We start from the raw sequence: 14,752 nt of genomic DNA on the forward strand, positions 1-14,752 counted from the left end.
GAAACCTGACCCAGGGTTTCGAGGCTCGCGCCGCAGGCGGCACTCACACCTCAACCACCGGGGGTCACCAGCGGTGGTTGAGGTGCGACGAGCTCTGCGAGGAGCCTCGAGACCTCAGGCGGCGCGGCGCCAGAACTGCCACCAGCGGCGCCGGGGCTCGGGCCTCGGGGCCTCCGGCACGACTGCGGGCGACGCCGCGTCCTCACCGACGACCTCGCCGGTGATCGGCTCGGCCGACACGTGCTCCTGGTCGGCGATCGGGGTCTCGTCGGCGACCTCCTCGCCCACCGCGAGCCGGGCGAAGCGGGCCGCGAGACGGACGGCCTCGCGGCTCTCCTCGAGCACGTCGACCACCACGGGGAACGCGTGCACCTGGCCGCGCCACAGGTGGGTCTCGACCTCGACGCCGCGCGCCGAGAGCTGGATCGCCATGGCCTCGACCTCAGGGCGCAGGATCTCGTCCTCGACCGCGACGAGGAACGTCGGCGAGTCGATCAGCTCGGCCGCGTCGAGCGGCGACTCGAAGCCCTCGATCGCGCTCTCCTCGGGGAGCCATCGACGGCGGACCGTCCCGATCCGGCGCAGCGGCAGGTAGGCGTCGTTGACCCGGCTGACCCGCTCGATGCCCTCCTTGTCGACCCGGTCGGGATCGAGGCTCAGCAGCGGCGAGAACCCGATGATCGCGGCCGGCCGCGGCAGCTCGCGCCGGGTCGCCAGCTCGGCGACCTTCATCGCGAGGTAGCCGCCCGCCGAGTCGCCGGCGACGACGAGCTTGCCCGGGTGGTCCGACTCCCCCGCCAGGGCCTCGTAGGCCCGGATGGCGTCGTCGACGGAGTCGGCCACGACACCGTGGGGAAGCTGCACGTAGTCGACCGAGATCACGGTGCCCCCGGTCTCGAGCGCGAGCCGCTCGCAGACCCGGCGGTGCGTCTCGATGCTGCCCGAGAAGAACCCGCCCCCGTGGAAGTAGAGCACCGTCATCTCGCTCGGCGGGCCGTAGCGGTGGGTCATCGACTCGACGTGGACGCCTCCGAGGCGGCGCACGTCGCGGTCGACGTGCTCGGAGCGGGGCCGCTTGGCGGAGAGCTCGTCGAGCCGCTGCACGAACGAGAGCGTGCGGTCGGTGAACGGGAGCAGGACCAGGACGGGCTTGGCCACGAGACGGAGCCCGCGCGCGAGCACGCGGGCCTTGAGGGTCGGGGTCTCGTGGACGATGGCCCGCTCGTGCACGACCTGCAGCGGACCGCGACCGCGTCGCACGACCCGCACGACGCCGTCGCGGGGGGCGTCGGTGCGGTCGAGCACGCTGCCCTGACGCCTGATGAACTCACCGAACATGTCCCCACGGTAGCCACCGGCTCCGGCGAACCACGGATACAGGGACGTATCTCACATGGGCAACCTCGGACGTTTGCGCAGGTCAGCGGCATCAATCTCACGCAGAACCTTGCGGGATACCGACGGTATCTGGGACGGTGGGGCCATGGCAGACGTGACGCAGACCACCCGCAAGCGCAAGCGCCGCACGCCCGAGCACGTCCACGACGCCGTCATCGTCGGCGCGGGATTCGGCGGGATGGGCGCCGCCATCGCGCTGCGCGAGCGTGGGCGCGAGGACCTCGTGATCCTCGAGCGCGAGGACGACCTCGGCGGCACCTGGCACGTCAACCGGTACCCGGGCATCGCGGTCGACATCCCGTCGGCGACCTACTCGTACTCGTTCGCGCCGAACCCGTACTGGTCGCGCCTGTACGCCCCTGGCGCCGAGCTCAAAAAGTACGCCGACCACGTCGCCGCGCTGTTCCAGCTGCGGCCGTACATGCGCTTCGGCGTCACGGTCGAGCAGGCGACGTGGGACGAGGCCACCTCGACCTGGGTCGTCACGCAGACCGACGGCGCCACGGTGCGCGCCCGGCTGCTGCTGACCGCGACCGGCTTCCTGTCGCAGCCCAAGCTCCCGGACATCCCCGGTGTCGACACGTTCGCCGGGAAGGTCATCCACACCGCCGCGTGGGACGCCGACCACGACCTGACCGGCGAGGACGTCGCGGTCATCGGCACGGGCGCCACGTCGGTGCAGCTCGTCCCCGAGGTCGCCCGACTCGCCCGCCACCTCACGGTCTACCAGCGCACCGCGATCTGGGTGACCCCCAAGCTCGACGGCCCCGTGCCGCGCGCGGTGCAGCGGCTGTTCGCGCGCGTGCCGCTGACCCAGCGCATCGCGCGGGGCGTCGGCAGCGCGATCCTCGAGGCGATCATGGTCACCGGCGTGCTCCGCTACGAGCGCCTCAGCGCGTTCAACCGCGCCGCCGCCACGGCGGCCACCCGCCACCTGCACCGCCAGGTCAAGGATCCCGACCTGCGTCGCCAGCTGACGCCTGACTACTCCTTCGGGTGCAAGCGGCCCACGTTCTCGAACACGTACTTCCCGACGTTCACCCAGGCCCACGTCGACCTCGAGACCACCTCGATTGACCACGTCGACGAGCGCGGCATCGTGACGACGGACGGTCGCCGCCGCGACATCGACACGCTCGTGCTCGCGACGGGCTTCGACCTGTGGGACGCGAACTTCCCCGCGTTCACCATCACGGGGACCGACGGCAAGGACCTCGGTGCGTTCTGGCGCTCCGAGCGCTTCCAGGCCTACGAGGGCATCAGCATCCCCGGCTTCCCGAACTTCTTCAGCCTCAACTCGCCCTGGTCGTACTCGGGCCTGTCGTACTTCACGACGATCGAGTCGCAGATGAAGCACATCAACCGGCTGCTCACCGAGGTCGACCGCCGCGGCGCGACGCGCTTCGAGGTGACGGAGGAGGCCAACGCCCGGTTCCTCGCGCACGTGCGCCACCAGGTGGAGTCGTCGGTCTTCGCGCACGGCAGCTGCGCGACGTCGCGCAGCTACTACTTCAACCAGCACGGCGAGGCCACCCTGCTGCGTCCGACGTCGACCCTCAACGCCTTCCGCGAGGCGGGCCGCTTCCCCCTCGACGACTACACCCTCGTCTCCTGAACGACCGCTCGCGAGTGGATTCCCGCCCCACCAGGAGTGAGTTCCCGCCCCGCGGCAAGTGAATTCTGCTGTGGACAGGAGACCTTCGGGCCGCTCGGCCATCGCGCGCCCCCTGCCAGGGGCGGAAACTCTCTGGCGAAGGGGCGGAAACCCGCTCGCCAAGGGGCGGGAATTCACTCGCGAGGGGTACGTGGCGTCGGGGCGTCGATAGGGTCGGGGCATGGTGACGCTCGCGGACCTGCAGGTGACCCGGCTCGGTGAGTGCACGGTCGCGTCACCGCTCGCGTCCTACGTCGGCGGGCGCGCCACGAACCAGTACTACGTCGGCGAGGACGACCGCATCCTGTTCGACGACACCGTCGAGCTGGTCCGTGCGCGGGGACTCTCGCTCGACGAGATGCCCTCGTTCGAGACCGGCGGTCCGCGCGCCGACATCTTCTTCGACCCCGCCACCACCCGCGTCGGCATCGTGACGTGCGGCGGCCTGTGTCCCGGGCTCAACGACGTCATCCGCGCCCTCGTGCTGGAGCTGCACGAGCACTACGGCGTCAACGACGTCACCGGGTTCCGCAACGGCTACGCCGGTCTGGTGCCGGAGCTCGGCCTGACCCCGATCCAGCTGACCCCGGAGTTCGTGCAGACGATCCACGAGCGCGGCGGCACGGTGCTCGGCACCTCCCGCGGCGCCCAGGACGTCGAGGTCATCGTCGACACCCTGCAGCGGCGCCGCATCGACATCCTGTTCGTGATCGGTGGCGACGGCTCGATGCGCGGCGCCCACCGCATCGCCCAGGAGGCCCTCCGGCGCGACGCCGGGATCGCGGTCGTCGGCGTGCCGAAGACGATCGACAACGACATCCCGCACATCGGCCAGAGCTTCGGGTTCCAGACCGCGTACTCGCGCGCCGCGCAGTCGATCAAGGCCGCCAAGATCGAGGCCGAGGCCGCGATCAACGGCGTCGGCCTGGTCAAGGTCATGGGCCGGCACGCCGGCTTCATCGCCTGCTACTCGGCGATCGCCAACCACGACGCCGACTTCGTGCTGATCCCGGAGGTCCCGTTCAGCCTCGACGGCGAGAACGGCTTGCTGGCCCACGTGCGCCGCACGATCGCGGCCCAGGGACACGCCGTGATCGTCGTGGCCGAGGGAGCCGGGCAGGAGCACCTGCCGGACGCCGACGACCACGACGCGTCGGGCAACAAGCGGCTCGCCGACATCGGCCGGCTGCTGCGCGAGCGCATCGGCGACGACTTCGCCGCGCGGGGCGAGGAGGCGCTGTTCCGCTACTTCGACCCGGGCTACTTCATCCGCTCCGTCCCGGCTGATCCCGCCGACTCCGTCTACTGCGCCCGCCTCGCGCAGACCGCGGTGCACGCCGGGATGGCCGGGCGCACCGACCTGGTCGTGGGTCGGCGCCGCCACCGCTTCGTGCACGTGCCGATCGCGTACGTCACGCACCGCACCCACGGGGTCTCCCCCGACGGAGACCTCTGGCTGAGCGTGCTCGAGTCGACGTCGCAGCCCCTCGACATGGTCTGAGGCGCCGCCCGGTCGCTGGGGAACCCCATTCGAGGCTCGTCCCGGGTCCTGAGGTGCGAGGGGCGAGCCTCGAAGGGCGCACCTCACGGGGCGGGCGGTACTCCGCCGGGTGTACGCCCACCGGCTCAGGCGGCGGTGAGACGTCGTCTCCCGGGGCGACGCGGTGGCGAGCCGGCGCCGACAGGCTCGAGCCATGTCGATCTCCCTGACCGAGCGCATCAGCTCCCACCCCCGCCGCACGCTCGCGGCCCTCGTCCTGTTCCTGGCCGTCGCCGGCTTCTTCGGGGGGTCCGTCGCGGGCGCCCTGGACAGCGACGGCGGCTTCGTTCCTGACAACGCCGAGTCGGCCGCCGCGATGGACCGCCTGACCGACGCCACCGGCACCGCCCCCGGCCCGGGCGTCGTCGTGCTGGTCGACGCCGACGCGTCGACCAGCGCCGCGGAGGTCGCCGCACAGCTGTCCGAGCTCCCCGGCGTCGCCCGCGTGGACACACCATCGGGCGCCGGTCCCGACCAGTCGACCGCTCTCGTCCTGGCGACGCTCGAGGGCGGCGCCGACACCGACACCGTCGCCGCCGACGCGGTCGAGCTGCTCGGCGACGAGACGGGCGTCGAGGTGGGCGGACCCGACGTCGCGTTCTTCCAGATCAGCGAGGCGATCGGTGAGGACCTGGCCCGCGCCGAGCTGCTGGCGCTGCCGATCCTGGTCGTGCTGTCGATCCTGTTCTTCCGCGGCCGCGCCGCCTGGCTCCCGGTCATCGTCGGTGCCACCACCGTGCTCGGCACGTTCCTGGTGCTTGCGGGGATCAACCAGGTCTACGGCCTCAGCGTCTTCGCCCTCAACCTCGTGATCGGTCTCGGCCTGGGGCTCGCGATCGACTACACGCTGTTCCTCGTCACTCGCTACCGCGAAGAGCTGGAGCGCCAGGGACCGACGCCGGGCGCCATCCGCACCACGATGCGCACGGCCGGCCGCACCGTCGTCTTCTCTGCGGCGACCGTCGCCGTCGCCCTCGCGACGCTGACCGTGTTCCCGCTCGGGTTCCTCGTGACGATGGGCATCGCCGGTGCCGCGGTGGCCGTCGTCGCCGGGGCGGCGGCCCTGCTCGTGACCCCCGCACTGCTCGCCCTGTGGGGCGCGAAGCTCGCCCGGAAGAAGCGCGCCGACGGCGTGGCCGGCGAGACCCGCTGGTACCGCTTCTCCCACGCCGTCATGCGCCGACCCGGCGGGATCGCGATCGTCACGACGCTCGTCATGCTGGCGCTCGCGCTGCCGGCGCTGCGCGTCGAGTGGACCCCGATCGACAGCACCGTCATCCCCGAGGGGCAGAGCGCCCGCACCGTCGCGGACCGCCTGGACGCCGCCGGCGACACCTCCGACCCGGTCGTCGTCGCCCTCTCGGACACCACGGCGGCAGGCGTCGAGGACTTCGCCGCGGAGGCCGCCGACCTGACGGGCGTCGATGCCGTGGCCGAGCCCGTCCAGCTCGACGACACGACCTGGCAGCTCGCGGTCACGGCCGACGGACCACCCCAGGGCGACACGGCCCAGAGCGTCGTGGCCGAGCTGCGGGACCTGCCCGCGGACGGCACCGTCGAGGTCGGTGGCGCGGCGGCGGAGTTCGTCGACCAGCAGGCCGCGATCGGCGACCGTCTGCCTCTCGCCCTCGGGATGCTCCTGGTGCTCACCGTGCTCGTGCTCTGGCTCATGACCGGGTCGGTGATCCTGCCGCTCAAGGCCGTCGTCATGAACGTGCTGACGGTCGGCACGGCGCTGGGCGCCCTGATCTTCGTCTACCAGGACGGACGGTTCACCGAGCTGCTGGGCTACACGTCGAACGGGGGCATCGAGCCCACCGACTTCCTGGTCGCCGCGGCCCTGGTCTTCGCGCTCTCGACCGACTACGGCGTGTTCCTGCTCGGCCGCATCAAGGAGGCACGCGACGCCGGGGTGCCGGAGCGGGAGGCGGTGGCCGTCGGGCTGGGCCGCACCGGCAGCGTGGTGACGGCCGCAGCCATCCTGCTGGCCGTGGCGATCGGAGCGTTCAGCACGAGCTCGATCTCGTTCATCCAGCAGATCGGCGTCGCCACTGCGGTCGGCGTGCTGGTGGACGCGTTCATCGTGCGCTCGCTGCTGGTGCCGAGCCTCATGGCGCTGATGGGTCGCTGGAACTGGTGGTCGCCGCCCGCCCTGCGCCGGCTGCACGACCGCATCGGGCTCAGCGAGGGCGAGTCGCCGGTGGTCGCGGCCCCGGCCCCGGTCGCGCTGCCCGAGCCGGCACGTACTCCCTGAGGACGATGACACCGCCCGGGCCCGGCACTACCGTCGCACCATGACGACCCGAGCCCGGGCGGTCGCCGTCGACCTGGCCCTCACGACCGCGCTCGCCACCGCGATGTTCGTCGAGGCCATCATCTCCACCAAGGTGGACGGCGGGTTGTCGCCGGTAGGGGCCGTCGCGATCGTCGCCGCCGCGGCACCGGTCATGCTCCGCCGGCGGGCCCCCGGACTGGCGTTCGCGGCCTGCCTGCTGCTGCTGTTCCCGCTGTTCGCCGCGGTCGACATCTACCAGACCATCCCCTTCCCGAGCGTCGTCACGGCCTACGCCCTGGCGCTGCGCGGGTCGCGGGTGCAGGTCCTGGCGGCCTGGGTCGCCGCGAGCGCGACCGTGGTCGCGACGATCTCGATCCACAGCGACCACGGGCTGTTCCACTTCGAGACGGTCAAGAACCTGGTCATCGTGGTCGTCCCCCTGCTCGCCGGGCTGGCCGTCAGCAACTACCGCGCGTACCTGTGCTCGCTGGAGGAGCGCGCCGCCATGGCCGACCAGAAGCGGGAGGAGGAGACGATGCGCCGCATCGGTGAGGAGCGTCTGCGCATCGCCCGCGACCTCCACGACGTCGTGACCCACTCGATGGTCGCCATCAACGTGCAGGCCGGGGTCGCGGCGCACCTGCTCGACCGCGACACGGAGCAGGCCCGCGCGAGCCTGCTCGACATCAAGCGCGTGAGTGGCGAGGCGCTCAGCGACCTCCGCTCGGCCCTCGAGGTGGTGCGCGGCGACGACCTCGACGCCCCCGTCGCTCCCACGGCCAGGCTCCCGCGCATCGACGAGCTCGCGACCGGCCTGCGGGCCGCCGGCATCCACGTCGACACGAAGGTGGAGCCCGGCGTCGAGCTGCTGCCGCCGGAGGTCGACGAGGCCGCGTTCCGCATCGTCCAGGAGGCGCTGACCAACGTGCTGCGCCATGCGCGTCCGCGGCGCACGACGGTCACGGTGCGTGCGGTCGACGACAGCGTCGAGGTCGACGTGCACGACGACGGTCGGGGATCCGTGGCCGGCCCGCACGGCAACGGCATCACCGGCATGCACGCGCGAGCTGCCGCGCTGGGCGGGTCCGTCACGGCGGGGCCCGCCGACGACGGCGGCTGGCACGTCGCCGCCCGCATCCCGGTGGGTGCCCCGTGAGGTGGGTGCGATGATCTCGGTCCTGCTCGCCGACGACCAGCACCTCGTGCGCGCCGGCTTCCGTGCCCTGCTGGACTCCGAGCCCGACCTCCACGTCGTCGGCGAGGCGGTCGACGGTCGGCAGGCCGTCGAGCTCGCGCGCGCGACGCGACCCGACGTCGTGCTGATGGACGTGCGCATGCCGGTGCTCGACGGGCTGCAGGCGACCGCCCAGATCTGTGCCGACCCCGCGCTGGCCGGCACCCGCGTGCTGGTGCTGACGACGTTCGAGCTCGACGAGTACGTGTTCGGCGCACTGCGCGCCGGGGCGTCCGGCTTCCTGCTCAAGGACGTCGAGCCCGTGGCGCTCATCGAGGCCGTTCGGCTCGTGGCCGCGGGCGAGGCGCTGCTCGCGCCGAGCGTGACGCGCACCGTGATCGAGGCGTTCGCCGCCGCACCGGTCGGGGCGCCGTCCGCCGCCCCTGCCACCCCGGGCGACGACCCCCGCATCGCGCCGCTCACGCCTCGCGAGCGCGAGATCCTCACGCTCGTCGGACGCGGGATGTCGAACTCCGAGATGGCGGCGCAGCTCGTGGTCTCGCCGCTGACCACGAAGACCCACGTCGCCCGGCTGTTCCAGAAGCTCGGCGTGCGCGACCGGGCGCAGCTCGTCGTCGTGGCCTACGAGGCCGGCCTGGTGGGTCGCGACTGAGCCCCGGCGGTCGAGCCTCGAAACCTCGGTCACGTGACCACAACCACCGATGATCACCTCGTGGGCACCGGGTCCACGATGTGGGACCTTCTCGCGCGGGCGTCAGGGCGTGCCACTGTCGAAGGCAGACCTTCCGACACCCGAGCCCTCAGGAGCACCCATGAGCGAGAACTGGTCGTTCGAGACCAAGCAGATCCACGCCGGCCAGGTGCCGGACCCCGCGACCGGCGCGCGTGCGCTGCCGATCTACCAGACGACGTCGTTCCAGTTCCGCGACACCGACCACGCGGCAGCGCTGTTCAGCCTCGCCGAGCCGGGCAACATCTACACGCGCATCATCAACCCGACCCAGACCGTCGTCGAGGAGCGCCTCGCGGCCCTCGAGGGCGGCGTCGGCGCGCTGCTGTTCGCCTCGGGCCAGGCCGCCACGACCGGCGCGCTGACCAACGTGGCCGAGGCCGGCGACCACATCGTCGCGTCGGCCAGCCTCTACGGCGGCACCGACAGCCTGCTGCGCCACACGTTCCCGAAGCTCGGCATCACCGTCACCTTCGTCGAGGACAACAACAACCCCGACGCCTGGCGCGCCGCCGCCCAGGACAACACCAAGGCCTTCTTCGGCGAGACCGTCGGCAACCCCAAGGGCGACATCCTCGACCTCGAGGCGATCTCCGCCGTCGCGAAGGAGGTCGGCGTGCCGTTCATCGTCGACAACACGGTCGCGACGCCGTACCTGCTCAACCCGCTCAAGCACGGCGTCGACACCGTGGTGCACTCGGCCACGAAGTACATCGGCGGCCACGGCACCGCGATCGCGGGCGTCGTGATCGACGGCGGCACGTTCGACTACGGCGCGCACGGCGACAAGTTCCCCGGCTTCACGACCGCCGACCCGAGCTACCACGGTCTCGTGTTCGCCGAGGCTCTCGGACCGGCCGCCTACATCGCCAAGCTGCGCGTGCAGTACCTGCGCAACGTCGGCGCGGCCATCGCCCCGTTCAACGCGTTCCTGCTGGCCCAGGGTCTCGAGACCCTGAGCCTGCGCCTGGAGCGCCACATCGAGAACACCCGCAAGGTCGCCGAGTGGCTCGAGGCCCGTGAGGACGTCTCGAAGGTCACCTGGGCGAGCCTGCCCAGCAGCCCGTACAAGGCGCTCGCCGACAAGTACACGCCCAAGGGTTCCGGCGCCGTGCTGACGTTCGAGCTCCCGGGCGGCCTGGAGGCCGGCAAGGCGTTCATCGACTCGCTCGAGCTGTTCAGCCACGTCGCCAACATCGGCGACGTGCGCAGCCTCGCGATCCACCCGGCGAGCACGACCCACTCGCAGGGCTCGCCCGAGGAGCACGCCGCCACCGGCGTGACCCCCGGCCTGATCCGCCTGGCCGTCGGCCTGGAGGGCATCGACGACATCCTGGCCGACCTCGACGCCGGATTCCGCGCCGCCAAGTGACGCCTGCTCCGACACCCCTGGATCTCCCTCCCGTCACCGGTGCGTGGCGGGAGGGAGATCCTGTCGGTTCACGTCGATTTGTCGACATTGATCGAATCGTCCTCGAGTCGGGCGACCAGCTGCCCGGGGTGCGGGTCGCCTACGAGACGTGGGGGACGTTCACGGGCGACAACGCCGTGCTCGTCGAGCACGCCCTGACCGGCGACTCCCACGTCGTCGGTCCGGTCGGCCCCGGCCACCCGTCGCCGGGCTGGTGGGACGGCCTCGTCGGCCCCGGCCTCGCGATCGACACCGACCGCTGGTTCGTCGTGGCCACCAACATCCTCGGCGGCTGCCAGGGCACGACCGGTCCGGCCAGCACCTCCCCCGACGGCACGCCGTGGGGCAGCCGGTTCCCCGCCATCACCGTGCGCGACCAGGTCACCGCCGAGATCGCCGTGGCCGACGCGCTCGGCATCGACCGCTGGCAGGCCGTGATCGGCGGGTCGGCCGGCGGCATGCGCGCACTGGAGTGGGCCATCACCGTGCCCGACCGGGTCGTGCGCCTCTTCCTGCTGGCGACCTCGCCCTGGGCGTCGGCCGAACAGATCGCCGGATCGTCGAACCAGCAGCTCGCGATCACGTCGGACCCGCACTTCCACGGCGGCGACTACTACGACCAGGCACAGGGCCCGGCAGCCGGGCTCGAGCTGGCCCGCCGCATCGCCCACGTCGCGTACCGCAGCGAGCCGGAGCTCGCCCAGCGCTTCGGGCGCGAGGTGCAGGACGACGGCCGGTTCGCGGTCACCTCCTACCTCGCGCACCACGGCGCCAAGCTCGTGCGACGCTTCGACGCCAACTCCTACCTGGCGCTCACCCGTGCGATGGACAGCCACGACGTCGGCCGCGGCCGCGGTGGCGTGGAGTCGGCCCTGGGCCGCATCTCGGCCCGCACCGTCGTGGCCGGGATCGACTCCGACCGGCTGTACCCGCTGGGACAGCAGCAGGTGCTCGCGGAGGGGATCGCGCGGAGCAAGGAGCTCGCGGTCGTCAACTCCCTCCACGGTCACGACGGCTTCCTCGTCGAGACCGCCCAGGTCGGAGCGCTCGCCGCCAAGCTCCTCCGCTGAACGGGCACCCCAGGCCCCGCTGCGGATTCCCACGATACCGTCGGAAACTTCCTGGGTTAACCCAGGAATCCCGCATCGAGCGCATGAAGTTTCGTGCGCTCGATGCGGGATTCGAGCGGTCTCGTGGGAATCCGCGCGCGGGTGGCGGTTAACCCAGGTGGTGGACCTCCTGGAGGCGGTACACCGGCGTCGGGATCTCCTCGTACCGGGCCTTGAGCTGCAGCGCGAGGTACAGCGAGTAGTGCCGCGACTGGTGCAGGTTGCCGCCGTGGAACCACAGCTGCGGTACTTGGGTGGGCTTCCACATGTTGCGCTGCTCGCCCTCCCACGGACCGGGGTCCTTCGTCGTGTCCGACCCCAGGCCCCAGACCTTGCCGACCCGGTCCGCGGTCGCCTGGTCGATCAGGTCCGCGACCCAGCCGTTCATCGAGCCGTAGCCCGTGGCGTAGACGACCAGATCGGCCTCGAGCTCGGTGCCGTCCTCGAGCACGACCGAGTGCTCGGTCAGTCGAGCGACCTGGCCGTGCGCGAGCTTGACCTTGCCGTCGGCGACGAGCTCGGCCGCGCCGACGTCGATGTAGTACCCCGAGCCGCGGCGCAGGTACTTCATGAACAGGCCCGAGCCGTCGTCGCCCCAGTCGTGGTCGAAGCCGGCCGCCTCGAGCCGCTCGTAGAACTCGGCGTCGACCTCGGCCATCTTCTCGTAGGCGGGGATCTGGAACTCGTGCATGATCCGGTACGGCAGCGACGCGAAGATCATGTCGGCCTTGTCGGTCGTGACGCCCGCCGCGAGAGCACGCTCCGAGTAGAGGTCACCGAGCCCGTGCTCCATCAGCGACGCGGACTTCACGATGTGCGTCGACGAGCGCTGCACCATCGTGACGTCGGCGTCGTTCTCCCAAAGCGCGCCGCAGATGTCGAACGCCGAGTTGTTCGACCCGATCACGACGACCTTCTTGCCGGCGTACGCCTCCGGTCCGGGGTGCTGGCTCGAGTGCTGCTGCTCCCCCACGAAGACGTCCTGGCCCTCGAAGGTCGGCACGTTCGCCTTGCCCGACATGCCGGTGGCGAACACGAGCTGGGTCGGCCGCAGCTCGACCGACTCGCCGTCGCGGTCGACCGTGACGCTCCAGACGCCGGCGGCCTCGTCGAAGGTCGCCGAGCGCACGGTCGAGCGCGACCAGTACGGCACCTCCATGACCCGGGTGTACATCTCGAGCCAGTCGCCGACCTTGTCCTTCGGTGCGAACACCGGCCAGTTCGCCGGGAAGGGCAGGTACGGCAGGTGGTCGTACCAGACCGGGTCGTGCAGGCAGAGGCTCTTGTAGCGCGAGCGCCACTGGTCGCCGGGGCGGTCGTGCTTGTCGAGCACCAGCGTCGGCACACCGAGCTGGCGCAGCCGGGCACCGAGCGCGATGCCGCCCTGGCCGCCACCGATCACCACGACGTACGGCTGGGTCCCGTAGCCCAGGTCGGCTTCCTCCGCTTCGCGCTCCTCCTTCCACGACGTGCGGCCCTTCGACAGCTCGTGGCTCACGCCCTGGGGCCGGCTGGTTCCCTGGCTCTCCTCGAAGCCGGTGAGCTCCCGGAGCGAGGTCAACAGCGTCCACGCGCCCTCGTCCTTCAGGCGCAGGTGCCCCTTGGCCGTGCCCGTCGCGGTGCGGAACTCGATCCAGGCCTCGGTCACGCCGTCGGCCTCGGTCGGCGGCTCGGTCGTGGCGAAGCCGCGCGGGTCGGCCTGCTCGAGCTGGGCGCGCAACAGGTCGGCGACCCCGTCACGCCCCTCGACCGTCGTGATGTTCCAGGTGAACGACACGAGGTCGCGCCAGTAGCTGTCGACGGCGAACAGCCCGGCGGCCGCCTCGACGTCCCTGGCGGCGAGCGCCGCCTCGAACTCGGCGAGCCACTGGTCGACCCGCTCCTGCGGGCCCTGCGTGGTGGTCTCACGCTCGATGGTCTGGGTCATGGCGACCCCTCCTTCCGGTGTGACCCACAGCACACCCCGGTGGGGGGCGAGCCCGAAAGAGTTGCACGACGTTGCAACGCCCGTGCAACCGCGGCCGGCGCACGCTGACGGCATGGACACCCGGTCGACCCACGTCGCGCGCGAGGCGGTGCTCGGCGGGTCTGGGCACGGCGGCCGCGCGACGCGACCGGTGCGCTCGGTCATCCGCGCGTCGTGGTCACGCGTGCGCCAGCTCGGCATGAGCCCGGACGGCGCGCCCGAGATCACGCCCCTGCCCTCCGACGAGCTCCTGCGGCGTCGCGAGACGAGCGGGCTCGCGCCGCTGATGCCGACGTTGCGCCAGCACCTCCTGCCGGCGTGCGACGCGGCCGGCCAGCTGCTGGTCGTGGCCGACGTCGAGGGGCGGGTGCTGTGGCGCGAGGGTCGCACGGCGGTGCTCCACCACGCCGACCGCCTGGGCTTCGTGGGCGGTTCGGCCTGGACCGAGGGCAACGTCGGCACCAACGCGGTCGGCACGTGCCTCGTGACGGAGGCGCCGGTGCACATCCACGCGGCCGAGCACTACGCCGAGACCCACGCGCCGTGGACCTGCGCCGCCGCGCCGCTGCGGGACCCGGGGACGGGCCGGATGCTCGGGGTGGTCGACCTCAGCGGGCCCGTCCAGACCGTGCACGCCGGCACGCTCTCGATGGTGGCGCTGGCCGCTCGCATCGCCGAGCTCGAGATCCGCTCCGCGACGCACGACCGGCTCGCGGTGCTCCGGGCGATCGCCGCTCCCCTGCTCGCCCGCATCGACGGGGTCGCCCTCGCGGTGACGACCGACGGTCTGGTCGCCGCCGCCACCGGGGTCGTGCCACCCGAGCGCGTCGTGCTGCCGAGCGGCTTCGGCGGTGGTGACGCCTGGGTCGCCGGCCTGGGTCTCGTGACGTGCGAGCCCGTCCCGGGAGGCTGGCTCGCTCGCGTCCAGGCCGACGCGGACGCGGGGGTGACCCGGCTCGCCCTGGACCTGTCGGCCCGCGTGCCCGTCGCGACGCTCACGGCGGCCGGCGGCACCTGGCGCCACGAGCTGTCGCCGCGCCACGGGGAGATCCTGCTCGCGCTCGCGCTCCACCCCGCCGGGCGGTCGGCGGCGGAGCTGGCCGACGACCTGTTCGGCGACCCGAGTCGGACCGTCACGGTCCGGGCCGAGGTCTCGCGGCTGCGGAAGGTGCTCGGCTCCGTGATCGCGCACCGCCCGTACCGCTTCGCGCACGACGTCACCGCGACGCTCTCGACGGGACCGACGTCAGCCCTCGACGGCTCCAGCGCCCCCGTGGTCACCCGCTGGCGCACCTCGACCACCAGTGGTTGAGGTGCCCCGTCCGCCCTTCGAGGCTCGCTCGTTCCTCGCACCTCGAGGGGCGGGGCTTCGCCCGCCGCCGGTGGTTGAGGTGCCCCTTTCGAGGCTCGTTCCTCGCACCTCAAGGGGCGGGGCTTCGCCCGCCGCCGGTGGTTGAGGTGCGAAGACGCTCTG

At 72.0% G+C, this 14,752-nt stretch carries 10 protein-coding genes; 8 read left to right on the top strand and 2 right to left on the bottom strand.

Features of this window, described 5'->3' with window-relative positions:
* Positions 1-114 precede the first annotated feature (114 nt).
* Entirely contained in the window at positions 115-1,338 is a 1,224-nt protein-coding gene (locus tag ABD127_RS13230) for an alpha/beta hydrolase fold domain-containing protein (RefSeq protein WP_344202349.1), read from the bottom strand.
* 145 nt (positions 1,339-1,483) lie between these two features.
* Here ABD127_RS13230 and ABD127_RS13235 point away from each other — a divergent pair, with 145 nt between their 5' ends.
* From ABD127_RS13235 to metX, 7 genes are all read left to right on the top strand, one after another.
* Positions 1,484-3,013, top strand: a complete 1,530-nt coding sequence (locus ABD127_RS13235; RefSeq protein WP_344202350.1) for a flavin-containing monooxygenase — start codon at positions 1,484-1,486, stop codon at positions 3,011-3,013.
* A 220-nt stretch (positions 3,014-3,233) separates the two neighbouring features.
* Positions 3,234-4,553 carry an ATP-dependent 6-phosphofructokinase gene (locus ABD127_RS13240; protein WP_344202351.1) on the top strand — a complete coding sequence of 440 codons (1,320 nt, stop codon included), beginning with the start codon at positions 3,234-3,236 and terminating at the stop codon, positions 4,551-4,553.
* 193 nt (positions 4,554-4,746) lie between these two features.
* Positions 4,747-6,846 (top strand): MMPL family transporter, encoded by a 2,100-nt coding sequence (locus ABD127_RS13245; RefSeq protein WP_344202353.1) that lies wholly within the window; start codon positions 4,747-4,749, stop codon positions 6,844-6,846.
* A 40-nt stretch (positions 6,847-6,886) separates the two neighbouring features.
* Entirely contained in the window at positions 6,887-8,023 is a 1,137-nt protein-coding gene (locus ABD127_RS13250) for a sensor histidine kinase (protein WP_344202355.1), read from the top strand.
* Positions 8,024-8,033: 10 nt separating this feature from the next.
* Positions 8,034-8,714 (top strand): response regulator, encoded by a 681-nt coding sequence (locus ABD127_RS13255; RefSeq protein WP_344202356.1) that lies wholly within the window; start codon positions 8,034-8,036, stop codon positions 8,712-8,714.
* 160 nt (positions 8,715-8,874) lie between these two features.
* A complete protein-coding gene (locus ABD127_RS13260) occupies positions 8,875-10,164 on the top strand; it encodes a bifunctional o-acetylhomoserine/o-acetylserine sulfhydrylase (RefSeq protein ID WP_344202358.1) in 1,290 nt (429 codons plus the stop codon).
* Positions 10,161-11,273 (top strand): homoserine O-acetyltransferase MetX, encoded by a 1,113-nt coding sequence (gene metX / locus ABD127_RS13265; protein ID WP_344202360.1) that lies wholly within the window; start codon positions 10,161-10,163, stop codon positions 11,271-11,273. Before ABD127_RS13260 ends, metX begins: the two co-directional genes overlap by 4 nt.
* A 148-nt stretch (positions 11,274-11,421) precedes the next feature.
* On the opposite strand, the gene ABD127_RS13270 is transcribed toward metX, so the two are convergent.
* The gene (locus ABD127_RS13270) at positions 11,422-13,239 is read right to left on the bottom strand and encodes a flavin-containing monooxygenase (RefSeq protein WP_344202362.1); all 1,818 of its coding nucleotides are present in this window, start codon (positions 13,237-13,239) and stop codon (positions 11,422-11,424) included.
* A gap of 112 nt (positions 13,240-13,351) precedes the next feature.
* Between ABD127_RS13270 and ABD127_RS13275 the strand changes: the two genes are divergently transcribed.
* The gene (locus ABD127_RS13275; protein ID WP_344202364.1) at positions 13,352-14,590 is read left to right on the top strand and encodes a GAF domain-containing protein; all 1,239 of its coding nucleotides are present in this window, start codon (positions 13,352-13,354) and stop codon (positions 14,588-14,590) included.
* Positions 14,591-14,752: the final 162 nt, after the last annotated feature.

Source organism: Aeromicrobium alkaliterrae, assembly GCF_039529015.1.
In the GTDB taxonomy this organism is placed as follows: domain Bacteria; phylum Actinomycetota; class Actinomycetes; order Propionibacteriales; family Nocardioidaceae; genus Aeromicrobium; species Aeromicrobium alkaliterrae.